Annotated in this window: 23 protein-coding genes and 2 tRNA genes; 20 read left to right on the top strand and 5 right to left on the bottom strand. The window is 64.9% G+C overall.

Translation table 11 applies throughout. The features are described from left to right. Positions 1-457: 457 nt before the first annotated feature. A complete protein-coding gene (locus tag VIN30_RS06195) occupies positions 458-1,144 on the bottom strand; it encodes a hypothetical protein (protein ID WP_338210101.1) in 687 nt (228 codons plus the stop codon). A 582-nt stretch (positions 1,145-1,726) separates the two neighbouring features. On the opposite strand from VIN30_RS06195, the gene VIN30_RS06190 reads away from it, so the two are divergent. The 4 genes from VIN30_RS06190 to VIN30_RS06175 all read left to right on the top strand — a co-directional run bounded on the left by VIN30_RS06190 (position 1,727) and on the right by VIN30_RS06175 (position 6,016). Next, a complete protein-coding gene (locus tag VIN30_RS06190) occupies positions 1,727-2,188 on the top strand; it encodes a hypothetical protein (RefSeq protein WP_326424217.1) in 462 nt (153 codons plus the stop codon). 216 nt (positions 2,189-2,404) lie between these two features. Beyond that, positions 2,405-4,021 carry a glutamate--tRNA ligase gene (gltX, locus tag VIN30_RS06185; RefSeq protein WP_338210099.1) on the top strand — a complete coding sequence of 539 codons (1,617 nt, stop codon included), beginning with the start codon at positions 2,405-2,407 and terminating at the stop codon, positions 4,019-4,021. A gap of 14 nt (positions 4,022-4,035) precedes the next feature. Then, positions 4,036-5,400: a hypothetical protein gene (locus VIN30_RS06180; protein ID WP_338210097.1), complete on the top strand. Its 1,365-nt coding sequence runs from the start codon at positions 4,036-4,038 to the stop codon at positions 5,398-5,400. 199 nt (positions 5,401-5,599) lie between these two features. After that, the gene (locus VIN30_RS06175; RefSeq protein ID WP_326424220.1) at positions 5,600-6,016 is read left to right on the top strand and encodes a PaaI family thioesterase; all 417 of its coding nucleotides are present in this window, start codon (positions 5,600-5,602) and stop codon (positions 6,014-6,016) included. Positions 6,017-6,222: 206 nt separating this feature from the next. On the opposite strand, the gene metK is transcribed toward VIN30_RS06175, so the two are convergent. Further along, positions 6,223-7,491, bottom strand: a complete 1,269-nt coding sequence (metK, locus tag VIN30_RS06170; protein WP_338210094.1) for a methionine adenosyltransferase — start codon at positions 7,489-7,491, stop codon at positions 6,223-6,225. A gap of 427 nt (positions 7,492-7,918) precedes the next feature. Between metK and VIN30_RS06165 the strand changes: the two genes are divergently transcribed. From VIN30_RS06165 to VIN30_RS06135, 7 genes are all read left to right on the top strand, one after another. Then, positions 7,919-9,313, top strand: coding sequence for a circularly permuted type 2 ATP-grasp protein (locus VIN30_RS06165; protein ID WP_338210092.1), 1,395 nt, complete (start codon positions 7,919-7,921; stop codon positions 9,311-9,313). A 33-nt stretch (positions 9,314-9,346) separates the two neighbouring features. Continuing rightward, entirely contained in the window at positions 9,347-10,225 is an 879-nt protein-coding gene (locus VIN30_RS06160) for a lipoprotein intramolecular transacylase Lit (protein ID WP_338210090.1), read from the top strand. A 149-nt stretch (positions 10,226-10,374) separates the two neighbouring features. After that, a complete protein-coding gene (gene ybaK, locus VIN30_RS06155) occupies positions 10,375-10,860 on the top strand; it encodes a Cys-tRNA(Pro) deacylase (RefSeq protein ID WP_338210088.1) in 486 nt (161 codons plus the stop codon). A gap of 21 nt (positions 10,861-10,881) precedes the next feature. Beyond that, complete coding sequence (gene priA, locus VIN30_RS06150) at positions 10,882-13,236, top strand: replication restart helicase PriA (protein ID WP_338210087.1); 2,355 nt, start codon at positions 10,882-10,884, stop codon at positions 13,234-13,236. A 177-nt stretch (positions 13,237-13,413) separates the two neighbouring features. Next, positions 13,414-14,658 carry an RNA polymerase sigma factor RpoD gene (gene rpoD / locus VIN30_RS06145; protein WP_394355774.1) on the top strand — a complete coding sequence of 415 codons (1,245 nt, stop codon included), beginning with the start codon at positions 13,414-13,416 and terminating at the stop codon, positions 14,656-14,658. A 339-nt stretch (positions 14,659-14,997) separates the two neighbouring features. Further along, entirely contained in the window at positions 14,998-17,463 is a 2,466-nt protein-coding gene (gene rlmKL, locus VIN30_RS06140) for a bifunctional 23S rRNA (guanine(2069)-N(7))-methyltransferase RlmK/23S rRNA (guanine(2445)-N(2))-methyltransferase RlmL (protein ID WP_338210085.1), read from the top strand. Between the two features lie 93 nt (positions 17,464-17,556). Next, positions 17,557-17,631, top strand: a tRNA-Asn gene (locus VIN30_RS06135). Between the two features lie 111 nt (positions 17,632-17,742). Here VIN30_RS06135 and VIN30_RS06130 read toward each other — a convergent pair. Next, positions 17,743-19,020, bottom strand: coding sequence for a tyrosine-type recombinase/integrase (locus VIN30_RS06130; protein WP_338210083.1), 1,278 nt, complete (start codon positions 19,018-19,020; stop codon positions 17,743-17,745). Further along, positions 19,007-19,618 carry a hypothetical protein gene (locus tag VIN30_RS06125; protein WP_338210081.1) on the bottom strand — a complete coding sequence of 204 codons (612 nt, stop codon included), beginning with the start codon at positions 19,616-19,618 and terminating at the stop codon, positions 19,007-19,009. Before VIN30_RS06125 ends, VIN30_RS06130 begins: the two co-directional genes overlap by 14 nt. A gap of 169 nt (positions 19,619-19,787) precedes the next feature. On the opposite strand from VIN30_RS06125, the gene VIN30_RS06120 reads away from it, so the two are divergent. The 9 genes from VIN30_RS06120 (at position 19,788) to sstT (ending at position 24,962) form a co-directional block, all read left to right on the top strand. Continuing rightward, the gene (locus VIN30_RS06120; RefSeq protein WP_338210079.1) at positions 19,788-19,991 is read left to right on the top strand and encodes a helix-turn-helix domain-containing protein; all 204 of its coding nucleotides are present in this window, start codon (positions 19,788-19,790) and stop codon (positions 19,989-19,991) included. Between the two features lie 543 nt (positions 19,992-20,534). Continuing rightward, positions 20,535-21,467 (top strand): DnaB-like helicase C-terminal domain-containing protein, encoded by a 933-nt coding sequence (locus VIN30_RS06115; RefSeq protein ID WP_338210077.1) that lies wholly within the window; start codon positions 20,535-20,537, stop codon positions 21,465-21,467. Between the two features lie 101 nt (positions 21,468-21,568). Continuing rightward, entirely contained in the window at positions 21,569-21,718 is a 150-nt protein-coding gene (locus VIN30_RS06110; RefSeq protein WP_338210074.1) for a hypothetical protein, read from the top strand. A gap of 196 nt (positions 21,719-21,914) precedes the next feature. Then, positions 21,915-22,046, top strand: coding sequence for a hypothetical protein (locus VIN30_RS06105; RefSeq protein WP_338210073.1), 132 nt, complete (start codon positions 21,915-21,917; stop codon positions 22,044-22,046). Beyond that, positions 22,046-22,213, top strand: coding sequence for a hypothetical protein (locus tag VIN30_RS06100; protein ID WP_338210070.1), 168 nt, complete (start codon positions 22,046-22,048; stop codon positions 22,211-22,213). Before VIN30_RS06105 ends, VIN30_RS06100 begins: the two co-directional genes overlap by 1 nt. A gap of 12 nt (positions 22,214-22,225) precedes the next feature. Further along, a complete protein-coding gene (locus VIN30_RS06095; protein ID WP_338210068.1) occupies positions 22,226-22,558 on the top strand; it encodes a hypothetical protein in 333 nt (110 codons plus the stop codon). Between the two features lie 260 nt (positions 22,559-22,818). Beyond that, positions 22,819-23,121 (top strand): SHOCT domain-containing protein, encoded by a 303-nt coding sequence (locus tag VIN30_RS06090; RefSeq protein ID WP_338210066.1) that lies wholly within the window; start codon positions 22,819-22,821, stop codon positions 23,119-23,121. A 417-nt stretch (positions 23,122-23,538) separates the two neighbouring features. After that, a tRNA-Leu gene (locus tag VIN30_RS06085) sits at positions 23,539-23,624 on the top strand. Positions 23,625-23,702: 78 nt separating this feature from the next. Next, the gene (gene sstT / locus VIN30_RS06080; protein WP_338210064.1) at positions 23,703-24,962 is read left to right on the top strand and encodes a serine/threonine transporter SstT; all 1,260 of its coding nucleotides are present in this window, start codon (positions 23,703-23,705) and stop codon (positions 24,960-24,962) included. Positions 24,963-25,221: 259 nt separating this feature from the next. On the opposite strand, the gene VIN30_RS06075 is transcribed toward sstT, so the two are convergent. Beyond that, positions 25,222-26,877: an MFS transporter gene (locus VIN30_RS06075; RefSeq protein ID WP_338210062.1), complete on the bottom strand. Its 1,656-nt coding sequence runs from the start codon at positions 26,875-26,877 to the stop codon at positions 25,222-25,224. Positions 26,878-26,929 lie beyond the last annotated feature (52 nt).

Here is a 26,929-nt window from a genome sequence, read left to right as displayed (position 1 = left end):
CCCCCCCCCCCCCCCCCCCCCCGATCCGCTCTGGCGCCTTCCCGATTAGCCTCGGCGTGTTATGAGCCTTGTTTTCGGGCATTCTGACGGATACGTTTAGCGAAAAGGAACCCCGTTTGCTGTTTGATGCATGTGGCCGCACGGGTCTTTTTCTCGCCATGACATAAAACGACCCCGATCGTGGTCACGAATTCGACTTTTGTGCACGACGTTGCCTCGCTGGGGGCATATTTGGTTGCTAAGCTGGAAGCAGCTTGCAGTTCATCTGGTAAAACACGGGCTTCTGCCGAGCGGAAGCTCGCGCGGAATGCCTGCGCGCACTCTGAAACGCTCGATTTGTGCACAAAAGTCGAATTCGTGACCAGAAATCGGTCGTTCTTGTGCAGTCTGAGACGAATGAGGGTGGCTGGAGATGCTCGATCATCAGTTTCGCGGCCGTGCATCTCCCTGAGTCTGCCTAAATCGACAGGTTTCTGACCCGTCTGTGGAGATCCTCTTTGCGCATGAGGTATTCGGGCATGCGGCAGCGCCATCGTCTGCCGAGCAGGCGATAGAGCACGGCGCATATACGATCTAGCTCGCTGGTTCTTTTGAACTGGCTGTTGGTAACAACGACCAGGTCGTATCCCGCCGCTTGAAGGAGCGTCCGTCGCTCGGCATCGCGCGCTATCTTCTCGGCACCAACGTGGAACTCATCGCTATCGTACTCGACAGCTACGCATTCGCGTGGCCAGCTGATATCGGCGCGTCGGATGTCTCTGCGCCAAGGGAACTTCGTGGTGGCTGGCACATCGATCGGCGCGTTGAGCTCAAAATCGGCGAGACCGTATCCACCGAGTCGCGTGGGAAGGCCGAGGATCATCGCCAGCTGCGTTTCGCGTGGCGATGCCGAATTCTCCTTAATGTGTCCGAGATTTCGCAGGGCGCGGGAGCGGTGGCGCATCCCGTGCGCCCGATGAAGAAACCGACTGATCTTGTCTGCCGACGTTGCGGGTGCGATGTCGTAGGCCATGGCGTCGGCGCCGATACGTGTGTAAGTTCCGCAAAGCTCGAAGCCGAGGGCGATGCACTCGAAATCGCTTGCGTGGTCGTGCATTTGCAGGAATGCAAGCTCCGGCGAGGAAAGATAGAGCTGACCCTCCAAGTGAATGAACGATCCTCGTGGAAAAGCCGCGCTATGGGTGGCAAATCGGATGCCATCGGCGTTCCGACGTCGTTGAGGTGGGTGGACGGTGAGGCAAAGATCGTCAGAACAAGGTGCGAGGTACGAGCGCGCCAGGGTAAGCTCAGCGTCGCTGGGGCTCTTTGACCCGAGGAGCATGGGTCGCGGGTTCGTGGTCCATAGCGCACAGACGCGCCGCCTGTTTCGGATAGCTTGAATGGCGCTTGGACCTGCGAGGGCGGTAGCCATAGGCGTCTCCTTTCGAACGTTTGCGTGAGGGCGAAGGACGAGGGGGCGCGATTCTAGCAGAGGGGTGTCGCACGGGAGTCTCGCTACTGTCGCAACTTCGTCGTATTTGGTTGACAAAGGCAAGGTGAGGGGCTTGGGGCCGATATCGAGAAAGACGAAAAAACACAAGAATCCTTGCGTTTCAGCTGCATTTCGTTTGAAAAACGAGAGCATTTTCTGCGGCTGTTGGAATTGCGCGGGTTGTTACCATGAATCGGATGTAAGAAGCGCGCCTCATCGCGCGTGCGCTGCCTGATGCGAAAGGAAGCGATGGCCATGGAGAAGCTGCCGCCCATCGAGAAAGTGTACGAAGCCTACAGCGCGCTTGCTGACGAGCGGTTCGATCTGGCTCCCGATCATCTGACGGTGCGGTCGTCGGACGGCTTGAAAGAGTACACCGTCACCTGGGACGATGCCGGGCATTACCGCTCCAACGACAGCGCTACTTACTGGCAGGGCTATGCTGGCTATCCAGTGATCGCTGCGCTGCTCATGCAAGGGCGTCTGCCCCTGGATGAGGAAGTAGTCGGTTGGTTTGCCGGCATCCCATGGAAGCGCCTCAATGGGTCTTGCAAGCGCGATTATGCCGCAGCTGCCTTGGAGGCCTTCGAACTGGCCGGGCTGGATATGAGCCAGCAACTGCGTGCCGAGGAGGCCGCTGACGAGGACATGGCGGCCTTGGCCGCGCTGCCCATTACTGTAGGCCGGCTGCCCCAGCCCGTGCGGAAGCTGGGGTAGGGGATCGGCGGCCGGACGCCGGTCGCTGCGTCCGGATGACGGCCGCTGCGCCGAAGCGTGCTGCCCCCGATGGCTACGGGGCTCGCCGCACCTCGGCGGCCGCGCTTTTGTGGGGTGGGTGGAAGGTGACGCGGGCGGCAGGAGCGCGGGCGAGGCCGTGATATACTGGGCGGTGACCTATCAGCCCCGTACACGACCGAGTTTTTAAGGATTTTCATGACCGACACCACTAAGCCCGTGCGCGTCCGCTTCGCGCCTTCTCCCACCGGCAAGCTGCACATCGGCGGCGCCCGCACTGCCATCTACAACTGGGCCTTCGCCCGCTCGTGCGGCGGTACCTTCGTCCTGCGTATCGAGGATACCGACCCGGAGCGCTCCACCGAGGAGAACACCCAGATCATCTTGCGCGCCCTGCGCTGGATGGGCCTTGATTGGGACGAGGGCCCCGAGGTGGGCGGTCCGTGCGGCCCCTACTTTCAGACCCAACGCACCGGCACCTACGAGGCGGCGCTTCAGAAACTCATCGAAGCGGGGGCGGCCTACCCGTGCTTCTGCTCGAAGGAGACGCTGGATGCCAAGCGCGCCGAGGCCGAGAAGACCCAGGGCGGCTACGCGGGCTACGACCGCACCTGCCGCTCCATCCCGCGCGAGGAGGCCGCCTCGCGCATCGCGGCCGGCGAGCCCCACGTGTGGCGCCTCGCGGTGCCCGAGGGCCACGGCCCCGTGGAGTTCGAGGACGCGGTATACGGGCAGATGAGCTTCCCCATCGACGTGATGGACGACATGATTCTGCGCCGCACCGACGGCACCTTCACCTACAACTTTGCCGTGGTCTGCGACGACGTGAACATGGGCATCACCCATGTCATTCGCGGTGACGACCACCTGTCCAACACGCCGCGCCAGGTGCTCATCTACGAGGCGCTGGGCGCCGAGGTGCCGCTGTTCGCGCACCTGTCCATGATTCTGGGTGCCGACGGCAAGAAGCTCTCCAAACGCCACGGGGCCACCAACGTGGAGGAGTACCGCGACCGCGGCTATCTGCCCGACGCGCTCGTGAACTTCCTCGCGCTGCTGGGCTGGTCGCTCGACGGCGAGACCACCATCATCCCGCCGGCGGAGCTGTGCCGGCGCTTCTCGCTCGACCGCATCACCAAGAAGCACTCCATCTTCGACGAGAAGAAGCTCGACTGGATGGACGGCGTCTACATCCGTGAGATGGGCGCCGCCGCGTGGGTGCAGGCCGCGAAGCCCTGGCTCGCCCAAACCAACATCGACGGCAGCAACGTGGCCGACGGCATCATCGTGGCGCCCACGCCCACTAAGGAAGAGGCCGAGGCCGCCGCGGCGATCACGCGGGTGCCCGGCGAGGGCGTGGATGCCGAGACCTGGGAGGCCTGCCTGGCCGACGTGGACGATGACGCCGAGTTCTACCAGGCCATGTACCCGCTCGTGGCCGAGCGGCTCTCGCGCATGGACGAGATCCCCGCGAAGCTGGCATTCTTGTTCTGGGGCGACTCGGTGGTGCTCGACGAGAAGAGCGTGCAGAAGGTGCTGCTGAAGGAGGGCTCGCGGGCCGATGAGGCGCTTGCCATTTGTCGTGCCATCCTGGCCGACGACGACAATCCCTGGGATGCCGAGGCGCTGCAGGAGCTGTGCCGCGCGGCGGGCGAGGAGGCCGGGCTCAAGCCGAAGCTTTTGTTCCAGCCCCTGCGCGTGGCCATCGCCGGCAACATGGTGTCGCCGCCGCTGTTCGAGGCCATGATGCTGATGGATCCGGCCGATGTGGTGGCGCGCATCGACGGCGTGGTCGCGAAGGTGTTCAACAACTAGAAAGGTCGAGGACCATGGACGAGAATAAGAACGTGAACGGCGAGGGACAGGCTCCCGAGCCTCCTGCGCAGCCCGAGCCCGAGGCGACCGCCCCGGCTGCTCCGGCGTCGGAAGTGCCGGCGCCTGCAGGGGGCGAGGCGCCCGAGGTTGCGGCCGTTGCCCCAGCGGCTCCGACGACTCCGGCCGCCCCGGTGTCGGAGAATCCCTTCGCTGCGCTGAGCGCGACGGCGGCTCCCGCTCCGGCGACTGCGGGCCCCGCCATCCCGGCGCCCGAGGTGACCGCGCCCGCCGCGCCTGCGGCAACGGCCGGTTTCTCCCCGGCGCCTGTGCCCCAGCAGCCGGCTTCGGCGACCCAGCCCTATGCGGTTTACGAGCCGGCCCCGCAGCCCGCGGCGGCCGCTGGGCAGCCGACGTACCAGCAGGCTTCCTATGGCGCCTACGACCAGGTCTACACCTACGGTGCCGCCCAGCCCCAGCAGCCCGTGCCTCCCGTGCCCCCGGTGCCCCCGGCGCCGGTTTACGGCTACGAGCCTCCGGCCTCGGGCGGTCAGAAGCGCCGCTGGCCCTGGTTCCTGCTGGGTTTGGCCGTGGGTCTCGTTATCGGTCTGGGCGGTTGCGTCAGCTGCGTGGGCGTCATGGCCGCGTCCAGCTACGACGATAGCTACGATTACGATCGCAACCGCGACTATGGTTACGACGATTACGACTACGACGACGATTACGACTACAGCTATCCTCCCGAGGACGACTACGATCTGCTGGATGAGGACTCGTCTTTCGAAACCTACACCTACGAAGAGATCGCCGACGCGCTCGAGGGCGCCGGCCTGCCTGCCGGCACGCCCGGCGCCGATGGCACGTGCGCCATGGGGTACTACACCGTGGGACCCGATGCCGATATTCCGGCGGGACTTTACTATCTGGAAGGCTCCAACGACGCTCTGAGCCACTACTACATCTTCGAGTATGACGACAATGGCTCGGACAACTACGAGCTGGACGATGCCGTGCAGTACTTCGGCAACTACTTCGCCGAGTTGGATGACGGCGACCTGATCGCGTACGTGCCCGGCGCTGAGGTGACCATGCGTCCGGCGCCCACCACTTCTATCGAGCCTGCGGTGCCCTACACCAACGGGTGCTACCGCGTGGGCATCGATATTCCCGCCGGCAGCTACACGGTGACGGCGCTGCCCGTCAGCGAGCGCGAGACCACCGAGGAGAGCGCGGCCTTCGTTATGAAGGATCTCGACTTCAACGACGACTCCATCGTGGACACCCAGTACGTCATCGCCGGTGGCAAGCAGGTGGTTACCGTGTCCGATGGTCAGTACCTGGAGCTGTTCGCCGCCCAGGCTACCCCCGTGACCCAGGGCTAGAACGACCTCCGCTTCGCCCGTCCGTAGGGGGCCTTTAGCCCACGCGCAGCTGCGGCCCTCTCCTCATCCGCGGGCATGGCCCTCGCCCTCATCCGTAGGGGCGGGCTTTAGCCCGCCCACTGAAGCGGGAAATCTCATTTGCAACCAGGGGCGACTTCCGTCGCCCCTTGCGTTAGGCTCCCATGACGAAAGGCGCACCATGGCTAAGCAGTTAAGTGATCATCCCACCCTCGACGAGCTGAACGACTTCTTCGGCCACGACCGCTTCGCCGAGCACGTGGGCTGCCGCATTGTGGAAGGTGCGGTGGGTCATGGCGTGGTGGAGCTGGATATCCAGGACCACCACCGCAACGCGCTGGGCAACGTGATGGGCGGCGCGGTGTTCACCCTGGCCGACTTCGCCCTGGCGCTCGCCAGCAACATCGGCCAGCCGCCGAGCGTGTCGGTCAACAGCGCTATCGACTTCATGTCAGCCTCGCGCGGCACGAAGCTCATCGCCACGTGCGATGCCGAGAAGTCAGGACGCCATCTGGGCTTCTACACCACCGAGGTGACCGATGACACCGGTCGCCGCATCGCGCGCGTGACCGCCACGGTCTACCGCGAAGGGGAGTAGCCCCCGTTCTACTCAGCACACGGGAAAGGGCCCCAACCGGGGCCCTTTGTTGTAACGTTTCCTCGGTCGGAATCGCCGGGTATTCTGATTCGCTCAAACAGTCCTCGCTTTGGAGAACAGTCCACAGGACTGTTCTCGTCGCTGCGGAACTCGCTCGGTCAGAACACCCGCCGCTTCCTTTGCGCGCTACCGCCGCCGAATAGTCCCTATTCGAGCCCGCAGGCGGCACGCAGGGCGTCCACCTTGTCGGTGGCCTCCCAGGTGAACTCGGGCAGCTCGCGACCGAAGTGGCCGTAGGCGGCCGTCTTCTGATAGATGGGACGGCGCAGATCCAGCGCGTCGATGATGGCGCCGGGGCGCAGATCGAACACCTCGGCCACGGCGCGCTCGATGTCGGATTCGGGCACGTGCGCGGTGCCGAAGGTCTCCACCATCACGCTCACGGGCTGGGCCACGCCGATGGCGTAGGCGATCTGCACCTCGCAGCGGTCGGCCAGGCCGGCGGCCACCACGTTTTTGGCCACCCAGCGTGCCGCATAGGCGGCCGAGCGGTCCACCTTGGTGCAGTCCTTGCCCGAGAAGGCGCCGCCGCCGTGGCGGCCCATGCCGCCGTAGGTGTCCACGATGATCTTGCGGCCCGTGAGGCCCGCGTCGCCCATGGGGCCGCCGATGACGAAGCGGCCGGTGGGGTTCACGTAGATCTCGCAGTCCGCGGCCAGTTCCACGCCCTCGGCCGCGAACACCGGGCGGATGACCGTCTCCACGATGGCCTCGCGCAGGGCGTCCTGCTCGATGTCCTCCGAATGCTGGGTGGACACGACCACCTTCTCCACCGCGGTGGGCACGCCGTCCACGTAGCGCACCGACACCTGGGTCTTGCCGTCGGGGCGCAGGAAATCCAGCGTGCCGTTCTTGCGCACCTCGGTCAGGCGCTCGGAGAGGCGGTGCGCCAGGTAAATGGGCATGGGCATGAGGGTGCTCGTCTCGTTGCAGGCGTAGCCGAACATCATGCCCTGGTCGCCCGCGCCCACCGTCTCGTAGGGGTCGGCGGCCGCGGCGGCGTCGCGCTGGGCCTCGAAGGATTCGTCCACGCCCTGGGCGATGTCGGCCGACTGCTCGTGGATGGAGCTCATCACGGCGCAGGTGTTGCCGTCGAAGCCGTACTTGGCGCGGTCGTAGCCGATGCCGCACACCACGTCGCGCACGATGGACTGCACGTCCACGTAGGCCTGGGTGCGAATCTCTCCGGTGACGAACACGGTGCCCGTGGTCACCAGCGTCTCACAGGCGCAGCGGAACTTCGTGGGATCGGCCGGCTGCCCGTCGGGGGCGATATAGCCCTCCTCGGCTAGCGCGATCTCCTTGGCCAGAATGGCGTCCAAGATGGCGTCGGAAATCTGGTCGCAGATCTTGTCGGGGTGGCCTTCCGTAACAGATTCGGAGGTGAACAGATAGCTCGAATGGCTCTCGGTCATGAGATTCCTTCCTTATCGCTGTTGGCCGGACCACCTTGGCGGCCGCCCGCGGGCGAGGCGCGTCAGGTTGGTGTCGGGATCGGCGAGCCAACTCTCTACCCCGACTCTGGATAATATGGTGCGCGCCGGTGCCGGTCGGACGGTTTCCGAAGGACTTTGCAGCGTGGTGCGGCGCAATGGCCCATGGTAGCGGGGAAGGGGTGCTGGCGCAACAATATGCACGGTGAAGGATACAGAAACCATACGGAAGGTGCTGTGTCCGCGGGCGGCGCATAACGTCTCGTCGGCGATGCGGTCCACTCTTCTGCGACTCGGCGGGTGTGGCATATGGCCGGGCCGACCAACGGCTCCGCTACGCCTGCGGTGCGTCCTCGCTGCAACGTGCTACACTTATGCGGATATACCAGAGTCGAGGAAAAGAGCTCCCATGCCCACTAACGCCGACTACACGCGCGACTACTTCCAGATCATCGACGAACTGGACGGCGCCATCGAGGGGCGCCGCGCCGCCTTCGCCTACATGATGGACTCCACGGCCATCGTGCACCACGAGGTGGTGGCGTCCAGCTTCGTGCCGCGCCTGTTCAACCAGCGCACCTACGATGTGATGAAGCACACGGCCGAAACCTGCCACGGCATCCTGTGCAAGGTGATCGAGCGGTATCGGGAAGATGCCGCATATCGGAAGAACTTCGACTTCGACGAGCGTTTGGTGGAGCTCATCTGCCTGCCGCGCGACTACGATGCGGTGCTGCCCTTCGCCCGCGTGGACACCTTCCTGAACGAGGACGATTACCGCATCCACTTCTGCGAGTTCAACGGCGACGGCAGCGCGGGCATGAACGAGAACCGCGAGATCACGAACTCCATCAAGGATTCCGAGGCCTTCCGCGCCTTTGCCGAGAATCACCGTCTGCTGGGCTGCGACCTGTTCGATCCCTGGGTGCGCGCCTTCATGGACATCTACGCCACCTATCGCTTCAAGGTGGAGAACCCGCGCGTGGCCATCTGCGACTACCTGGAGAACGGCGTGGTGGATGAGTTCCACATCTTCGCCGAGCGGTTCCGCGCGGCCGGGGTGGACTGTGCCGTGGTCGATGTGCGCGACCTCGTCTTCGACGGCGAGGTGCTGCGCGACGGCGACGGCAAGCCCGTGAACGCCATCTGGCGCCGCTGCGTGACCAACGACGTGCTTCAGTTCTGGGACGAATCGCAGGCGCTCATCGATGCGGTGCGGGCGCGGAAAGTGGCGCTCATCGGGTCGTTCGCCGGTCATATCGTGCACGACAAGCAGCTGTTCGAGGTGCTGTTCAAGCCCGAGACCCAGGCCTTCCTCACCGAGGAGGAGATCGCCTTCGTGGAGGCCGCCGTGCCCATGACGGCGTTTTTGAACGAGGACGAGGTGAATCTGGCCCAGATTCGCGCGAACAAGGACGAGTGGATCATCAAGCCCACCGACCACTACGGCGCCGACAACGTGTACGCCGGATGCGAGCAGTCGCAGGAGGTGTGGGAGCAGCTGATCGACCGCTACGCCAACGAGGGCGCCGGCTATCCTTTCATCGTGCAGCGCTATATTCGTCCCTTCAAGACCGACACGCTGCCGCCCGATGCGGGCATTCTGGATATGCCCGACGGCGCGGTGCGAAGCGAGCCGGTGCCCTACAACAACTTGAACGGCCTGTACCTGTACAACGGCCATTTCCAGGGCGTCTTCAGCCGTCTGGGGCCCTATCCCACCATCTGCAAGCAGAACGGCGGCATGACCGCTGCCACCATCTGGGTTGACTGCGACAACCCCGACGGCGCCCCCGTCGCCTAGCGGCGCGACCGTCTTCCGACCGAAGGAGTCTTTGTGGGATCGAACAGCATTCTCGCCGGCATCGGCGCTACGGTGCTCGCCATCACGCTGCTGGTGTGCGGGTTCGCGGCCTGCTGCCTGCCTGGCACTACCGCCGCCCTGGCCGGGGCTGTGAGCAGCGGGGAGGATTCCCCCTACACCCACGAGCAGCTGGTGGAACTGGCCGACGTTACCCGTGCCTTCACGGTGGACTCGCACCGCGACGCCGAGGCGGCGGCGAAGGAACTGGCCGCCTCGGTGGTGGACGCGGCCCGCGCGGCGAGCGCCGAGGGCGCTCCGAAGGCGGGGGAGTGGTCCGATGCGGCTCGCCGGGCGCTTGACGAGGGCGCCGCCCCGCTTGATGCCATGGAGGCCCTGGCTAAGGTGTCCGACCGCTACGCTCTGGACGGCGCGGCTGTGAGCCATCTGGAGGATTGCAACGCCCTTATCGTGGGCAGCAGCTCGTGGCTGGGCATGATCGGCGTGGCGGCTTTGATCATCGCCGTGCTGCTGGGCGTGCAGCGGCAGTGGGCGGCCCTCGCCTTCATGCTGCGTATGGGGCCGGCGCTTCTGGTGGCGCTGCTCGTGGTGCTGGGCCTGTGGGGACTCGTGGACTTCAACGGCCTGTTCGCCGCCTTCCACTCGCTGTTCTTCGTCGATGGCAGCTGGACGTTCAACTACGACTCGCTGCTCATTTCCATGTACCCCCTCGATTTCTGGATGGGCATGGGCGTGGTGTGGCTGGGTGTTGCCGTGGGCCTGGGGCTGCTGTGCTTCGCCGGCGGCTGCGTGGCCGCGTGGCGCGCCCAAGTGCAGGCCCGCCAGCTGGCCGAGCAAGCCGCCGCAGCCACCGGCAAGAAGGGCAAGAAGGGCAAGAAGAGCGCCCGCAAGTAGCCCCGCCCGGCTTCGCCCCGCCCCACTCCCGTAGGGGCGGCCTTCAGGCCGTCCGCCGTGCGCAGTCCCCGCCCTGCGCGTCCTCGCCCCGTAGGGGCGGCCTGAAGGCCGCCCGCCCCAACTGGCAATCCCGTCGCCGAAAGGAACCCATGGCCCGCGCTCCCAAAGACCACAAGACCAACGCCCTGCGCGAGCTGGACGCCGCCGGCATCGTCCACGAGGCCCTGTTCTTCGACGCCGACCCCGCGATGACCGGCGTGCAGATCGCCCAATCGCAGGGCGAAGACGTGGATGCTGTGTTCAAGACCCTCGTCACCGAGGGCAAATCCGGTGAGCATTACGTATTCCTGGTACCTGTGGCCTGCGAGCTGGACCTGAAGAAGGCCTCCGCGGCGGCGGGGGAGAAGTCGGTGGCCATGGTGCGCGCCCGCGACCTGCTGCCGCTGACCGGCTATGTGCACGGCGGGTGCTCGCCCATCGGCATGAAGAAGCGCTTCGCCACCTTCGTGGACGAGACGGCCCAGCTGTTCGACGAGATTTACTTCTCGGGCGGGAAGGTGGGCTGTCAGGTGCGCATGGCCCCCGACGACCTGGCTCTGCTCGTGCCCTTTGCCTACGCCGACCTCACGGCGTAGGCTTGCGGTATACTGGCGGTCATGTATATCGCCTCTGTCATACTCGATATTCCCACCCAGGCCCTCGACACCCCTTATTCCTATGCCGTGCCCGACGACATGGCGGCGGAAGTGGGCTGCGCGGTGCTGGTGACCCTCGGCGGCCGGAAGGCCGTGGGCTACATCGTGGACATGGAAGAGGCTACGCCGTCGCCCGACGAGGGCACCGATCTGTGGGGCAACCCGCTGACAGCTGCCGAGTTGCGCCAGGTGGAGGCCGTGCTGTCGGCTTCTTTCTTCGACGAGGAGGGCGCGGCCTGCGCCCAGTACATCGCCGACCGCTATGTGGCACCGCTCGCCAGCTGCGTGCGCCTGTTCACGCCGCCCGGCGCCGTGCCGCGCGTGGTGCGCGGCCGCGACGGGCGGTGGCGTTTGGAGGAGCCCAAGATCGGCCAGGTGGACGACCGGTGGGTCACCCGCGGGCCGGCCTTCGACGCCTTCGTTCCGCGGAAGAACGCCGTGAAGCAGCAGCAAGTACTGGAGGCCGTGGCTGTGGGTGACGTGCGCGTGGCCGAGCTGGCGGCCGAGTTCGGGGCTGTGGGCGGCACGCTGAAGGCGCTCGCCGCCAAGGACGCCGTGGTGGTGGAACGCCGCCGCCGTCTGCGCGGCATGGGCGGTCCGCTGCCTGCGAGCCCCGCGCCCGAGGGCGCCGGCTCGGCTTCCGTAGTTGCCACAGCGCCCGCGCCCCGGCTGACGGCCGGGCAGGAGGCGGCCCTGGCGGCCATCGAGGCGGCACGGGCCGCTGCGTGCGGGCGCGTGGTGCTGGTGGACGGGGTGACCGGTTCGGGCAAGACCGAGGTGTACCTGCAGGCCATCGCGCGCACCCTGGCCGAGGGGCGCAACGCCGTGGTGCTGGTGCCCGAGATATCGCTCACGCCCCAAACCGTGGCCCGTTTCCGCGGCCGCTTCGGCGACGCCGTGGCCGTCATGCACTCGCGCATGAGCGCCGGCGAGCGCTACGACCAATGGGACTTCATCGGAAGCGGCGCGGCGCGCGTGGTGGTGGGTGCCCGCAGCGCCCTGTTCACGCCGCTGGCGAACGTGGGGCTCATCGTCATCGACGAGGAGCACGAGGGCTCCTATAAGCAGGACTCGGCCCCGCGCTACCAGGCCCGCGACGTGGCCCGGTGGATGATGGAGCGCACCGGGGGAGCGGTGGTGCTCGGAAGCGCCACCCCCTCCATCGAGGCGCTGTACGCGGCGGCGAAGGACCCGCTGTGGACGCAGGTGGCGCTGCCCGAGCGCGCCAACGGCCGCCCGCGGCCGCCGGTGGAGGTGGTGAACATGGCCGCTGAATTCGCCTCGGGCGCTCGCAGCATGTTCTCGGGGAAGCTGACGCGCGCCCTGGCTGCCGAGCTGTCCGCGGGCCACAAGGCGGTGCTGCTGCTGAACCAGCGCGGCTTTGCCAAGTTCCTGCTGTGTCGCGACTGCGGGTTCGTGCCGGAATGCCCCCACTGCGCCACCAGCCTCACCTACCACGAGCAGGGAGCGAAGCTCGTCTGCCACCACTGCGGCCACACGGTGCCCGCCCCGCCGACCTGCCCGGAATGCGGCAGCCCCTACCTGAAGAAGTTCGGCGCCGGCACCCAGCGCGTGGAGGCCGACCTGCGCGCGCTGATGAACACCATGCCGGGGGTGGGCTCGCGCGTGCCCATCATCCGTATGGACGCCGACACCACCAAGGCGAAGGGCGCCCACCAGGCCCTGCTGGAGCAGTTCGGTGCGGCGGATGCGGCGGTGCTGCTGGGCACCCAGATGATCGCCAAGGGGCTCGATTTCGACGACGTGACGCTGGTGGGGGTCATCAACGCCGACACCCAGCTGCACCTGCCCGACTACCGTGCCGGCGAGCGCACCTTCCAGCTGATCGAGCAGGTGGCGGGGCGCGCGGGGCGCGCCAGCCTGCCTGGCCGCGTGATGGTGCAGACCTACGAGGCCGACAGTCCCGCCATCCGGGCGGCCGCCTCCTACGACCGCGCCGCGTTTCTGCGCACCGAGCTGCCGAAGCGCCAGATGCTGGGCTTCCCGCCCTACGTGCGCATGGCCAACGTGCTGGTCTGGGGCTCCGACGAGCATGAGGTGGCCACCGAGGCCGAGCTTCTGCACGCCCAGCTGACCGAGTTGGTGCGCAACGAGGTGGGCGATGCGCGCTGGACGGTGCTGCCGGCGGTGCCCTGCGTGTTGGGGAAGCTGCGCAACACCTACCGCTACCACATCGTGGTGAAGGCGCCGGCCGACGCTGACATCTCCGCCCCGCTCACGCGCCTGTTCCGCGCCCGCAAGGCGAACGGCCGGGTGAGCGCCGCCGTAGACGTGGATCCGATGGATCTGCTGTGACGATTCGCCTTCCCGCAATCTGCTCGACCAGGTTCCGGAAAACAATCCAGTGGATCGATACCGTTTTTCTCTTGAAGGGGTCGCATATTTGTAGTATTCTTCTCTGCTGTATCTCTGCGCCAGAATTGCATTTTCATGCCCAAAATCAGGCGCGGACGCCAGAGAAAGGACCATCGCGTGGCAGATGCTGCAAAGAAGAATCCTGAGCAAGAGACTGAAGAGATCGTCGAGGAAGAGGTTGTCGAGGACATCGACGACATGGACGACGATGATATGGATAACGCCGAGCCCCCGGTGAACGCCGGCGGCGATACGGCCTCTGACAATCTTACCGAGGACAAAATCGAGGCGGGCATCGACCCTGAAGAGGATCTGCTGGACGGCATTCCCGAGGAGGAGCTGAAGGCCACCGTAGAGGTGGCGGCCCTGCCGAAGGTGACGCCGCGCACCCGCGCCCGCAGCCGCACCAAGCGCGCGGCCGATGGCGGCGTGACCATGCTCACCGGCGACCCGGTGCGCATGTACCTGAAGGAGATCGGCAAGGTGCCGCTGCTCACTGCCGCCGAGGAGATCGACCTGGCCATGAAGATCGAGGCCGGCGTGGCCGCCACCGAGGAACTGGAAAAGGCGGAAGAGGACGGCGTCGAGCTGGACCGCCGCGAGAAGCGCCGCCTGGGCCGCATCGAGCAGGTGGGCCTGGATGCCAAGCAGCAGCTCATCGAGGCCAACCTGCGCCTCGTGGTGTCCATCGCCAAGCGCTACGTGGGTCGCGGCATGCTGTTCCTTGACCTCATCCAAGAGGGCAATCTGGGCCTCATCCGCGCCGTGGAGAAGTTCGACTACACCAAGGGCTTCAAGTTCTCCACCTACGCCACCTGGTGGATCCGCCAGGCCATCACCCGCGCCATCGCCGACCAGGCCCGCACCATCCGCATTCCCGTGCACATGGTGGAGACCATCAACAAGCTCGTGCGCATCCAACGCCAGCTGCTGCAGGAACTCGGCCGCGAGCCAACCCCCGAGGAGATCGGCGAGGAGATGGGCCTCACCGCCGAGCGCGTGCGCGAGATCCAGAAGATCTCCCAGGAACCGGTAAGCCTGGAGACGCCCATCGGCGAGGAGGAGGACTCCCAGCTGGGCGACTTCATCGAGGACGATGCCGCCGTGGTGCCTCCCGACGCCGCCAGCTTCAGCATGCTGCAGGAGCAGCTCGCCAAGGTGCTCGAGGGCCTGGCCGAGCGTGAGCGCAAGGTCATCAGCCTGCGCTTCGGCTTGGAGGACGGTCATCCGCGCACGCTGGAGGAGGTGGGTCGCGAGTTCGGCGTTACCCGCGAGCGCATCCGCCAGATCGAGAGCAAGACGTTGGCCAAGTTGAGGCATCCCAGTCGGTCCAGCAAGCTGAAGGACTATCTGGAAGATTAACGACGCAGTCGCCCGCAGCTTCGGTTGCGGGCGATTTTACGTCTGATTGCAAAAGAAGTACAAGAAATTGGTCACAAATCCGACTTTTGTGCAGCTTTGCAGGTAATTTCGGTCCCAAAGCATTCTTTTCAGGGCTTATTTGCGGCAAAACGGTGCGATTTTGGTCGCGTATTGCCGATTTGCTGCACAAAAGTCGGATTTGTGACCAAAAATGGAACCGAGGAATGAAATCACGGTGATTCTGCCTGTCCGCAAATGCGGGTATGCGGCGGGATCTAGGCGGACAGGGCGCGAGATGGTCGGCGCTCCCGAGTGAAACGTAAGGTGGATGAGCGGCCCATGCAAGTGAAAGACAGCCGGCAACGAGAAGAGTGCGAGTTCTTCGCGACGTGCCCGCCGGGCGTGGAGGGGCTGCTGGCCGACGAGCTGCGCGGCCTGGGCGTGCGGAAGGTGCGCCCGCTGGCCGGGGGCGCGGCATTTTACGGCAAGCCCGCCGCGGGGCTGCGCGTGTGCCTGTGGTCGCGCTTGGCGGGACGGGTGAACGTCGTGGTGGGTCGCGTGGGCGCCCGCGACGCCGAGGCGCTGTACGAGGGGGCGCGGGCGCTGCCCTGGGATGCGGCCATCGACCCGGCAGCGAGCATTGCCGTGCGGGCCAAGGGCATGAACGACAATCTGCGCAACACCCAGTTCACGGCCTTGAAGGTGAAAGATGCCCTGTGCGACGCCCTGGTGGCGGCGCGCGGCGCGCGACCGGATGTAGACGCCCACGAGCCCGACGCGCTGGTAGAGGTGCGCCTGAAGGGCGAGCGGGCCACGGTGTCGCTCGATCTGTCGGGGCGGTCGCTCGCGCGCCGCAGCTATCTGGACGGCGAGGACGGCGCCGACGCGCCGGTGGCCGTGGCCCAGGCGGCGGCCCTGCTGGCGGCCCTGGGTGCCGGCGAGCTGCTGCGGGAGGGGTGGGGTCTGCTCGATCCGGCATGCGACGACGGCATCCTGGTGTGCGAGGCCGCGGGGCTTCTGGTCGATCAGGCGCCGGGGCTCGTGCGCGACCGCTGGGGCTTTGCCGGCTGGGGCCTTGCCGACGAGGCAGCCTGGGACGATATGCTGGCCGAGGCCGACGATCGCCTTGAGGCGGGGCTGGAGCGCATCTTGGGGGCGCAGAAGGCCGCCCGGGCGGGGGCCGATGCGCCCGATCAGCGCTCGGTGCGCATCGTGGGTCTGTCGGAGTCGTCGCCGGCTGTGGCTCGGGCGCGTCGCCATTTGCGTGCGGCCGGCCTGCGGGCCGTTGCCAGCGTGGAGGCGGTCGGCTCCGGGGATGCGGCGGCCGTGGAGGAGCGTCTGGCGGCCGCGGTGGCGCGCGCCGCGGGTGTGATGGCCCCGGCCGGGAATGAGGCGGCTGCCGGCGATGTCGGACGGCCCGCACCGTCGGTGGTGGTGGCCTCGGCCGCGCCTCCCTCGCGCGACGATGACGCCCGGGCCGTGGCCGAGCAGGCGGCTTGCGTGGCGGCCGCCCGTCGGGCACCGGCCGGAGCACGCTCCGGATTCCTCGGTACCGGCGCGCTGGCCGCGCGCTTCGGCGTTGCCCCGGCTCGGCGGCTGACCATGGGGGCGGGGCGCACCGAGGCCGTCCTCGAGGTGTTCGATGCGCCGCCGCGCGAGCCGGCCGTCATCGCCGTGTCCAATCCGGCTGGGGGCACCGAGCTTTCCGTGGAGGTGAACGACGCCGCGGCCGCGCAGTTCGCGAGCCGTCTGCGCAAAGTGGCCCGCGAGCGCCGCAAGTGGGCCGCCCGCGAGGGCGTGCGCTGCTACCGCGTGTACGACGCCGATCTGCCCGAATATGCCTGCGCTATCGACTTGTACGAGGGGGCGGCGGAATCCGACGGTATCCTGTATGCCCATGTGGCGGAGTACGCAGCGCCCAAGTCGGTGGACGATGCCGTGGCCCGCGCCCGATTCGAGGATGTGCTTGCCGTGGTGCCCGCCGTGCTGGGTATCCGACCCGACCACGTGTTCTCGAAGGCCCGTGTGCGCGCCCGCGGCGGCGGCCAGTACCGCGACGCCGGCGGCCGCAGCTACGTGACCCACACCACCGAGGACGGCCTGCTGTGCGAGATCGATCTGGGCGGCTACCTGGACACGGGTATCTTCCTCGATCACCGCATCACGCGCCAGATGCTGGGGAAGATGGCCGCTGGCAAGCGCTTTCTGAACCTGTTCGCCTACACGGGCGTGGCCACGCTGCACGCGGCCGCCGGGGGAGCGGCGTCCACCACCACAGTGGACATGTCGCCGACCTATCTGGAATGGGCCGCCCGCAACTTGGAGGCCAACGGCTTTCCCGTCGTCGCCGACGGTGCGCTCCGGTCGGGGAAGGGCGCTGCCGGCCGGCGTGCCGCCCACGAGCTGGTGCGGGCCGATGCGACCCGCTGGATTCAGCAGGCCCGACGCGACCGTCGCCAGTGGGACCTCATCTTCGTGGACCCGCCCACGTTCTCGAACTCCAAGGCCATGGGGCGGCGCACGTGGGATGTGCAGCGCGACCATGTGGAGCTGCTCATCGGCGTGTCGCGTCTGCTCGCCCGCGACGGTGTGGCGGTGTTCTCGTGCAACCTGCGCACGTTCAAGCCCGATACCGAGGCTTTGGCGCGCGCCGGTGTGGTCATCGAGGACATTACCGCCGACACCATTCCCCACGATTTCGAGCGCAATCCTCGCATCCACCGGTGCTATCGGGTGCGCCGCGATCCGTCGTGGGCGCCGCCGCGATCGGCCGTTCCAGCGCGTTCGCGCCGCGTCGGAGACTAATTTGGCGTTGGGCCAAAAAAGTTCTTGCAAACGCAACGCGCTTCGGTATAATTCTATCTTGCGCTGAGGGCGAGAACGTCGCCCCGCCGATATTCCTCGGTAGCTCAACGGCAGAGCATTCGGCTGTTAACCGAAGGGTTGTAGGTTCGAATCCTACCCGGGGAGCCAGAATTTCAGCAGGTCAGACAGTTTTTTTGTCTGGCCTGTTTTGTTTTATGACGCTGCAAAGTAGCTCCAAATCTGCGAATCATCTGCAAATCACACCGAAAACGTGGTGAATCAGGCTATTTGCGCCTCAATGGGAACAGGCTCGCTATGAGCCGAGTACAACGAGGCAATGACGTTTGCGGCGGCCTCGTCTCGCGCGGGCAATGCGTGGGAATAGGTGTTCAGCGTTAGCGATGCGTTTGCGTGACCCAAACGCGCTTGTACGGTTTTCACGTCGATGCCGGCTCCTAAAAGTTGTGTAGCCATTGTGTGCCGCAGCTCGTGGAGCTTCAACGTTTCAAATCCATTCTTCGTGCGCCATACGCGCCACCATTTTTGAAATCCCGACTTATCAAGGAAGTCTCCCACCGATGAGCAGAAACAGGGCGTCGAATCGTCTTGCGCAACTCCGATAGTTGCCAGTAGTTCCGCTTGGAGTTGCTTCCATGCCGCAAGGTGCATCATAGTGCTTCGATCGACATAGATTGAGCGTATGCCGCTCTGGGTCTTCGGTTGCTTGATCTCGCCGCCATTGCTCATTGCCTGTGCGATGGTGAAGCGCGAGCTTGCGAAATCAAGTTCGCGCCAAGTGGCGGCCATCAGTTCGCCTTGGCGCGCGCCTGTAGCGAGGGCAAGGCGGACGAGCAGGATATAGCTTACGTCGCGTATGCCGCGTAGGAAATCACGGTCTTGTATGTCTGACGGCCTTTGCCGCGATTCCTTATCTGCGAGAGCTTCCAGCGCAGCTTGCTCCGATACGTCGATGCAATGCAGTAAGCGCCCGGCCTCGTCGGCGTCTAATGCGCGCCGCGCCACGGTATCGCGGCGGGGGGCCTCGATCTTATCCAGTGGGTTCCTCATCAGCAAATCGAGGTTCACGGCGGCTTTGAGGCAAGTTTTCAGCAAGGCGTGATAGTGCTGCAGTGTTGAATTAGAGCAGCGATACCCTTGCGCTTCTCGGCGCTTCCGTATCTCGGGAAACAGATTTTTAGTCATTCGGGCATCAAGTTTGCATAGCGGAACATCGCCCAGAATCGAGCAAATTAGATCGAGCATATTCTGATCGTTCGCTAGAGTGGATGCGCCTACACGGCCGGACTCGCGTCGCGAGGTCATGAACTCTTTAGCCCACTGACCGAATGTGATCGTTTGGGAGTCGATGCTCAAACCGCCTCCCAGCTCTGTTCTCAGTTTGTCCAGCGCTCGCGCTGCATCGCGCTTGGTACCATGAATCGTCCGGCTGATGCGACGATAACGGCCAGTTGCAGGGTCTTTCCCGCAAGATAGCTGAATCTCGTAAACGCCACGGCGCTTTTCAATGATCGTGCCGTTGCCTTTAACCTTTGCCATTATCGGCCCCCTTCGTTCCTCGGAAGAGTGCGATTAAGTCGCGTTTCTCATCTTCTGTAAGGTATTCGGTGATGGAGGGTTTGTTCTGGGCCTCTTCCTCTTCGGGGGTGAGGGTCTGCATTGCTTTCCAGAGCTGAAACTCCGTGAAGTTGATTATCTGTGCTTCGATCTCCTTTAGCTCTTCGGTGGAAAGATGTTTGCTACCCCTCTCGCCCCGTTTGGAGAGAATGAACGAGGTGGTACCGTCCTTATAGTCGAGGTCTTCATCAACGTCCCCCATCTTTGTTGTGGCGACTGCAAACAGATAGCCCGAGCGCAGGGCGAGCCTCATAAGAATGCTGTGGACGTCCATGGAGTCTGTATCTGCGGCCTCGTCCCTCTTCCTCTCTTGGGCGAGTTCGTAGTCCGCTGTGGTGGGGTAGTTGTCGTGGCCCAGCAGCCAATCAGCGCGGTAAGGGGGAAACCTCTGTGCTAAGGCCTCGGCTTGATAGGGTTGCAGGTCAGCACGACCCTGAAGGATGAGCGAAATACGCTGTTGCGGTAGCGATGATGATAGGTCTTCTAAGTCCTTTTGCGTCAGTCCAAGCTCTTCCTTCATTTGCGCGAGGTTTCTTGCCTGACGTGGGTTCTTGCTTCGAGTGCGCAATAGTCTCACCTCAAGTACATTCAAATAAATGTTAATAGCGTTTGAAATTACATCACATTGCTTCTAATCTGTAAATACCAGCTTGCAAGCATTCACACCAAAATCCATCGAAAGGAAATTCATGGCATCGAATGGCAATACGCCCTACACCGTCGCAGAAGCAGCACAGGTTCTGGGGCTGTCGGCCCAGACAATCCGCGCTGAAATCCGCGCGGGGAGGCTGGCCGCCGCCCGTGTCGGTCGAAAGTATCTGATTCCTCGCAACACTATCCAGAGGCTTGTCAGTGGCGAAGAGTTCGAAGGGGTGAGTAGCGATGTGGCGTGATGACTCGCCACAGGCGTCCGTTATCCAATGTGGCCGCCGCCGCGCCGAGCTTGATTGCTGCGCCCGCTACTTCGCCGACCTCGAACGCCGAGAGCGGGAAGCTCGCGAGGAGGAGCGACGGGAATGGATTGAGGCGCTGACGCGTGGCTGGCGACGCCCGCTCTGACGGATGGGGGCGGTTGCACCAGCGCGAGTTCGATGCAGTCGCCCCGTCAGTGCCGGCCTCTGCCTGCGTCGCTTACTGCGCCCTCGTGTCGTGCCGTAGCGCCACGACCATGAGGACGCCGCCCCTCGGCACCGCGCTGCTCATGCGGAAGACCGGGCAGACGCGGAGGACTCTTTTCCGAAACCTGGCGGCCCTTGAGGCGGCGGGGTTCATCACCCGGGAGGGCGTCGGCAAGAGGCTGGTGTTCGGGTTCCCACTGATGAACGGTGCCACTGATGGCACCGATTGAGTGCCACCTATGGCACCTAGAACAGAAACTAGAACAGAGTAGGGCCGAGGCCCTGAAGCCTCGGCCCGTGCAGCAAGGAGATTGTACCATGACGAACAACACGGTACCGCCGCCCGCCTTGGAGGGCGGGCGGCTCAGGTGGAACTCGGAGAGGCGGGATGAGCTTCTGTCTTCCCTAGGCGGGCTGCGCCCCTACGCCTCCACGGGGTTCTCATCCCTGGACAGGCTCCTCGGGGGCGGTCTATGCCCGGGGCTGCATGTGCTATCCGCTCTCCCGGGATGCGGGAAGACCACGCTCGCGCTGATGATCGGCGATCACATCGCGAGGTTCGGGGCGGGCAGCACCATGGTCGCCACCCTTGAGATGAGCGCGGCCAGTCTCGTCTGCAAGTCCATCGTAAGGCTCTCTGCTGAGCAGGGGGGGACGCCGCTCACGTTCTCGGAGGTGGCGCGCCTCGCACGCCGACCCGAGGCCGTGGGCACGCCCCGCTTCGAAGAGCTGATGGCGGCGGCGGACGCGTACTTCAGTGAGATCGCGCCCCGCGTCGCCATGGTGGACGCCGCCGTGACCGTTGACACGCTGGCCCACATCTACGACGCGCTTCCCGCCACCGAGAGGAAGCCGTGCCTGATCGTGGACTACGTGCAACTTCTCCGCCGCCCCGACGGGGATGCGGCTGCGACCGACTACGCGGCCCTGACCGCGACGGTAACCGATCTCTGCGCCATCGCGCAGCGCCACTCCGTGCCGATCCTGTGCATCTCTTCGCAGAATCGCGGAGCCAAGCGAGGGGGTGCCTCGCTCGATCTCCTCTCCGGCAGCAGTGCCCTTGAATACGGATCAGTGTCGGCGTCATTCCTCACGGTGGACGGCGAAGACGACTCGGAGAGGCAGAGGAACGCGGAGATGGAGCCGCGCCCGGTATGCCTCCACGTGCTGAAGAACCGATTCGGCCCGTGCGGCCGCATCCCGATGTGGTTCAGCGCCTCCCAGGGCCGGTTCATCGAGCGCGAGGGCTGAGCCGTGGGGCCGCGCCAGAATGCCCCGCCAGCGCTCGCCGTGAACGACAGTTAACCGCCCTGCGGCATCAAAGCCGCAGGGCTTCGAGAAAAGGAGTTATCGTGACCAGAGAAACCGAAGCCATCACAACCGTTCCCGCCATCGCTGTCGAGGCTTTGGCCGAGCGCTACGCGCGCCTCGTCCGCTGCCTCGTCCTCGGCTGGGTCACCTCCCTTCTTGGCCTGGTTGCAGTCGCGGCATGGATGCTGTGACGGCATCTGAGGCCCTTGGCACCGCCCTGGCGGCCCGTGTGGGCCGCCTGTGCGCCGTCGCGAGGGATGCGCGCCAGCCGCCGCTCTATCGGCGGCTGGCGGCCTCGCAGCTCGGCGAGATAGTCGGACGCGTGCTGGCCGATCAGGCACGCCGGGGAGATCGAGCAACACTTGAATTGCTAGGAGAAGGCCAGAAATGACAATCGAATTTGGAAACTGCGCGGAGGTCATGCGCTATCACCTCAACCACAGTTGGGCCGGCATCGATCGCCCCCTGGTCGAGCTATTCAGCATCCAGCGCCGGGAGCAGGCGGCGGCGAACCAGTAATGGCGAACGTGGACATGGGCGAGGCATTGAAGCTGCAAAACGAATACCTGGCCGCCGGGGTGCTACCTGAAATCGCGTTGCTGCTGGCGAAAGCGCGTCTGGGCGATGCGGAGGCTCTGGCCGAGCTGGAAGACCTCGCGGCCTACATCAAGCAATTCGATCATTGAGAGGAGGTGACTGTGAAGCAGAACGAAACAAATTGCGACACTTTAGAAGGCCTGTCTTCCACCGAGTTGATGGCCGTCGCCGTCGCCGTGTCCCCATCGATCACGGCAGCGGCCGAGATGGCCCATTGCTCGCGGGCGACGATTTACAGAGCTTTTTCTTCCGACCCGTTTTTTCCTGCAATGGTACGAGATGCTCGTGAGGCCACGAAAGCCGCTCGCATCGCTCGTGCTGCCGAGATTGTCGATGAGGCGGTTGGCGTGCTGCTCGATGTTCTCCGCAATGGGGAGGCTACGACTGACCAAAGAATACGAGCGGCAGCATCGTTGCTGAGCAAGTTCGGATAGCCGCACGGTGCAACTGCGCATCCCAAATTGCTCCATGAGGCCGTTCGTTGGCGGCTGCTGTGCTAGAATTCCTTCTGCCACAACCGTGAGCAAACGATGCTCGCAACAACCGAATAGCCGAATTGGAGCGCACCTGTCTCTAGGGCTATTCATTGTTGTGAATACTCACGGTTGTGGCGACCGATGATGGGTGCCCTCCATTTTCCCGACATTCGTTTCCGGGTGGCTGCAAAAGTGGATGGCCGTTGAAAGGAAACGACATGAAATTGCTCGGCATGGATGCCCCGATTGTCCTCATTTGGCTGATCGTCGGGATAGTCTTTGGCATTGCTTCGGGTAAGGTGGCTCAGAAAAAGGGCTATTCTTACAGTGCTTTCTGCGCACTTGGATTTTTCCTTGGTGTCATCGGTCTTATTGTCGCCCTGGTAATGCCCGACAAAGCAGTTAAATCCGTCGATATCGCCGACGGCCTTCTGAAATACAAGCGGCTGCTTGACGAGGGCGTTATTTCTCAGAGCGAATTTGATGCCAAGAAGAAAGAGCTGATGGGCGAGGATAGTTAGAATTGCGAGGGGCAGCGAGTTGCTAGGCCCGGGCCTCAAAGCCCGGGCCTTTTCGCGTTTGCGAAATCTGCAAATCGTCTGCAAATGCACATCATTTTAAATTGTTATAGGCATCACTACTTATCGCATAAATTAATGTTGATCTGCATAGATATATCTAGTTATTTCGTAAAACCTTAGCCTGTTAACCGAAGGGTTGTAGGTTCGAATCCTACCCGGGGAGCCAGGAACTTGCAGAACCCGCCTCGGCGGGTTCTTTTTTTCTGTGGCTTGGCCGCTGGTGCTCCGCTCGGGCGGCGAAGGGAACCGCCCCGTTTTCGTTCGGGGCCCATTTGGCCGTTGACCCCTTGTCAGGGGCTCATCTTTGCTATCATTACCTTTCGTGGCGGCATGGGTTTCGCCACAAGTCCGAATAATGCGGGCGTGGTGGAATTGGCAGACGCGCCAGATTTAGGTTCTGGTGGGCAACCCCCGTGAAGGTTCAAGTCCTTTCGCCCGCACCATTCGCTCATCGGGCCGGCTGCGGTCGGCCGCGAGCGGGCCTGCGCTTCCAAGGGCGCGGGCATCGAAAGGAGTGTATCTTGGCAGTCCCCGGTATCCTGAAGAAGTACAACGAGGTCAGCTTGATCAAGCGCATCCTCGTCGGTCTGGTCATCGGCGTCGTTCTCGCCCTTGTCATCCCGGGCAACGACGTCATCACCCTGCTGGGCACCTTGTTCGTGGGCGCTCTGAAGGCCGTTGCCCCCATCCTCGTGTTCTTCCTGGTCATCAGCGCCCTGTGCAACGCCCAGGGAGCCGGCACCATGAAGACCGTCGTCATCCTGTACGTGATCAGTACGCTGGTCGCCGCCATCGTGGCGCTGATCGGCAGCGAGCTGTTCCCCTCCACTCTCACGCTGGACACCTCGTCGATGGTGGAGCAGGCAGCCCCCGAGGGCATCGGAGAGGTGCTCACCACGCTGGTCATGAACGTCGTGGCCAACCCGGTTGACGCCCTCATGAACGCCAATTACGTGGGCATTCTCGCTTGGGCCGTGGTGCTGGGCATCGCCCTGCGCGCCTCCGGCGAGCGCACCAAGGAAGTGTTCAGCAACATCTCCGACGCCGTGTCCGTGGCCGTGCGCTGGGTGATCAACCTGGCCCCCTTCGGCATTCTCGGCCTGGTGTACACCTCGGTGAGCACCTCGGGCATGGACATCTTCGTGGAGTACGGCCACCTCATCTTGGTGCTGGTGGGCTGCATGCTGGTGATCGCCCTGGGCACCAATCCTCTCATCGTGTGGGCGTGCACGCGCAAGAACCCCTATCCGCTGGTGCTGCGCTGCCTGAAGGACTCGGGTCTGACCGCGTTCTTCACCCGCAGCTCGGCGGCTAACATCCCGGTGAACATGGAGCTGTGCCGCAAGCTGGGCCTGAACAAGGACAACTACTCGGTGTCCATTCCGCTGGGCGCCACCATCAACATGGCCGGCGCGGCCGTCACCATCACCGTGATGACCATGGCCGCCTGCCAGACCATCGACCTGGCCGTCGATCCCTTCACCGCCGTCATCCTGTGCGTGCTGGCCGCCGTGTCGGCGTGCGGTGCCTCGGGTGTGGCCGGCGGGTCGCTTTTGCTCATCCCCATGTGCTGCGCGCTGTTCGGCATCAACAACGACATCGCCATGCAGGTGGTGGGCATCGGGTTCATCATCGGTGTGATCCAGGACTCCTGCGAGACGGGCCTGAACTCCTCGTCCGACGTGGTGTTCACGGCCACCGCCGAGTACCGCCAGCTCATCAAGGATGGCAAGGAAGTGCGCCTCGGCCAGGACGCCTTCTCGGCCGACGAGCTGAGCTAAGCCGCGCATTCGCGCTCCGTCTTGTTCTGCCAGGGAGTCCCGCTGAGGGGCTCCCTTTTTTGCGTACCCGGCGGCAGTTGGGGCGGCCGAGTGTCGGAAGGGAGGCGGTGAGGCGTTGGAAGGGGACGGGCAAGGGCTGAAAGGCGGAACGAGACAGCGAGGCAGCGAGGGAGGTGCGCTCTCAATGCGTTTTCGGGAAGAAAAGAGCGCCGCGTTCCGACGTGCTTTTGGAAGGGAAAGGCGAGAGGCGGTTCCGCGGCTAGGCCTTGGTGCCGCCTGGGGCGCTCTTCCGCTCGGTTTTCGGGGTGGCGGTTTCCACCAGGTTGCGAGTGGCCACCAGGCTGATCAGCACCACGCAGGCCAGGGCGCCGAAGGTGAGGCGCATGGCGTTGGCCTGGGCGGCCGATTTCGCCTCCACCAGCTTAACCGCTTGGTCGGCGTCGGCGCCCCACTGGCCGGTCAGCGCCTCGAAGGCGTCGTCGGCCATGAGGGCGGAGGCCTGGTCGGTGGCGGCCGCCACCAGGTCTTGGTGCACCCCGTTCTCGGTGGCCAAGGTGGTGAACCCGCCGGCCATCACCAGCAGCAGACAGGTGCCGGCAAGCGCCGTGCCCAGGGCCAGGCCGATGCTGCGCGCCGCGCCCTGGATGCCGCCGGACTGCTCGGCCTCCTCGCGGCTGACGGAGCAGGCCACGGCGTTGTTGGCCTGGGAATTCACCGCGCCCACGCCGAAACCGCCCAGGGCCATGCCGCAGAACAGGGGCAGGGCCACGCCGTGCTGCTGCACTCCCAGGGCCATAAGCGCGCTGGCCCCCGCCAGGGCGACGAAGCCCGCGCGGATGATGAGGCGCGAGGAGAGGTGCGGGGCCAGCTTCGGCAGGAAGGTGGCCAGAAGGAACATCGGGATACCCGACAAAAGCGATAAGAGGCCGGTCTGCAGGGCCGTGAACCCGGTCACCAGCTGCAGGTAGGGCGTGGCCAGGATGCCCACGGCGCCCATATAGAAGAACGGCACGAACACGGCGGCCAGGCCCGCGCGCACGCCGGGCGAGGTGACGAAGGCCGTGGGAATGAGCGGGTTGCCCCGGCGCTCGGCGCGCCGCTCGGTGGGCACCAGCAGCCCCAGCAGCACCAGCCCCGCCGCGATGGCCGGCAGCGTGGGCGCGATGCCGAACAGAGTGAAGGGGCACAGCTTCTGCGGGGCGATAATGCCCCAGTCGGACAGGTGCGACACCCCCAGCAGCACCAGTCCCAGGCCCAGGGCGGCCACGGCGGTGCCGGCCACGTCGAAGCGGGTGTGCGCGTCGGGCGTGGGCGTGCGCGGCACGAGCCGTGTGCAGCACAGCACCAGCGCGAAGTAGGCGGTCATGATGGCGAAGGTGAGGCGGAAGCCGGCCTGGTCCATCACGGCCCCCAGGGCCAGCGGTGACAGCGTGGAAAGCGCCGCGGCTCCGGCGATGGTGCCGAAGGCGATGGCCCGCTGCCTTCCCTGGTACAGTGCGGCCACCAGGCCCAGCACCGCCGGGGTGACAAGGCAGGCACCCAGGGCCATGACCACGCGCCCGCCCCAGGTGAACACCGCGATGGTGGGGGAGAGCGCGGCGATCAGCTCGCCGGCCAGCGCCATACCCAGGCCGATGCCGAGGGCCCGGCGCAGGCCGATGGTCACGCCGATGAGGCCGCCGGCGATCATGAAGGCGCCGGCGATGAGGGAGAACAGGGCCGTGGCCACCTGGATGTCATCCAGGGTGGCACCGAGGCCGCCCACCAGGCTCGCCGTGGCCAGGTTCATGGCCGCGCCGTCGCTGGAAGTGCCGATTTGCGCCAAGGCCAGCACCGCCAGGGGCACGTAGCTCGCCTTCTCGATTGCGGGGGACTGCCCGATGCCGGGCGCGGCAGCAAGAACCGTAGTCGCCATATCGAACCTCTCAACGCATCCCGGCGGCCGCAGCCGCGTCGATGCTGTCTCG

This window comes from Adlercreutzia wanghongyangiae, from assembly GCF_035989245.1.
GTDB lineage: Bacteria > Actinomycetota > Coriobacteriia > Coriobacteriales > Eggerthellaceae > Adlercreutzia > Adlercreutzia wanghongyangiae.
Note: the sequence above shows the minus strand (reverse complement) of the source record. Positions and strands in the feature narration are given on the sequence as shown.

Bases quoted from the DNA above. Each gene is read 5' to 3' on its own strand.
- VIN30_RS06100 (WP_338210070.1), top strand. From the start codon at position 22,046: ATGGCGAACGTGGACATGGGCGAGGCATTGAAGCTGCAAAACGAATAC.
- VIN30_RS06165 (WP_338210092.1), top strand. From the start codon at position 7,919: ATGCCCACTAACGCCGACTACACGCGCGACTACTTCCAGATCATCGAC.
- priA (WP_338210087.1), top strand. From the start codon at position 10,882: ATGTATATCGCCTCTGTCATACTCGATATTCCCACCCAGGCCCTCGAC.
- VIN30_RS06105 (WP_338210073.1), top strand. From the start codon at position 21,915: ATGACAATCGAATTTGGAAACTGCGCGGAGGTCATGCGCTATCACCTC.
- VIN30_RS06125 (WP_338210081.1), bottom strand. From the start codon at position 19,618: ATGAAGGAAGAGCTTGGACTGACGCAAAAGGACTTAGAAGACCTATCA.
- VIN30_RS06130 (WP_338210083.1), bottom strand. From the start codon at position 19,020: ATGGCAAAGGTTAAAGGCAACGGCACGATCATTGAAAAGCGCCGTGGC.
- VIN30_RS06115 (WP_338210077.1), top strand. From the start codon at position 20,535: ATGACGAACAACACGGTACCGCCGCCCGCCTTGGAGGGCGGGCGGCTC.
- ybaK (WP_338210088.1), top strand. From the start codon at position 10,375: ATGGCCCGCGCTCCCAAAGACCACAAGACCAACGCCCTGCGCGAGCTG.
- VIN30_RS06175 (WP_326424220.1), top strand. From the start codon at position 5,600: ATGGCTAAGCAGTTAAGTGATCATCCCACCCTCGACGAGCTGAACGAC.
- VIN30_RS06120 (WP_338210079.1), top strand. From the start codon at position 19,788: ATGGCATCGAATGGCAATACGCCCTACACCGTCGCAGAAGCAGCACAG.
- VIN30_RS06180 (WP_338210097.1), top strand. From the start codon at position 4,036: ATGGACGAGAATAAGAACGTGAACGGCGAGGGACAGGCTCCCGAGCCT.
- rlmKL (WP_338210085.1), top strand. From the start codon at position 14,998: ATGCAAGTGAAAGACAGCCGGCAACGAGAAGAGTGCGAGTTCTTCGCG.
- gltX (WP_338210099.1), top strand. From the start codon at position 2,405: ATGACCGACACCACTAAGCCCGTGCGCGTCCGCTTCGCGCCTTCTCCC.
- VIN30_RS06190 (WP_326424217.1), top strand. From the start codon at position 1,727: ATGGAGAAGCTGCCGCCCATCGAGAAAGTGTACGAAGCCTACAGCGCG.
- VIN30_RS06090 (WP_338210066.1), top strand. From the start codon at position 22,819: ATGAAATTGCTCGGCATGGATGCCCCGATTGTCCTCATTTGGCTGATC.
- VIN30_RS06075 (WP_338210062.1), bottom strand. From the start codon at position 26,877: ATGGCGACTACGGTTCTTGCTGCCGCGCCCGGCATCGGGCAGTCCCCC.
- metK (WP_338210094.1), bottom strand. From the start codon at position 7,491: ATGACCGAGAGCCATTCGAGCTATCTGTTCACCTCCGAATCTGTTACG.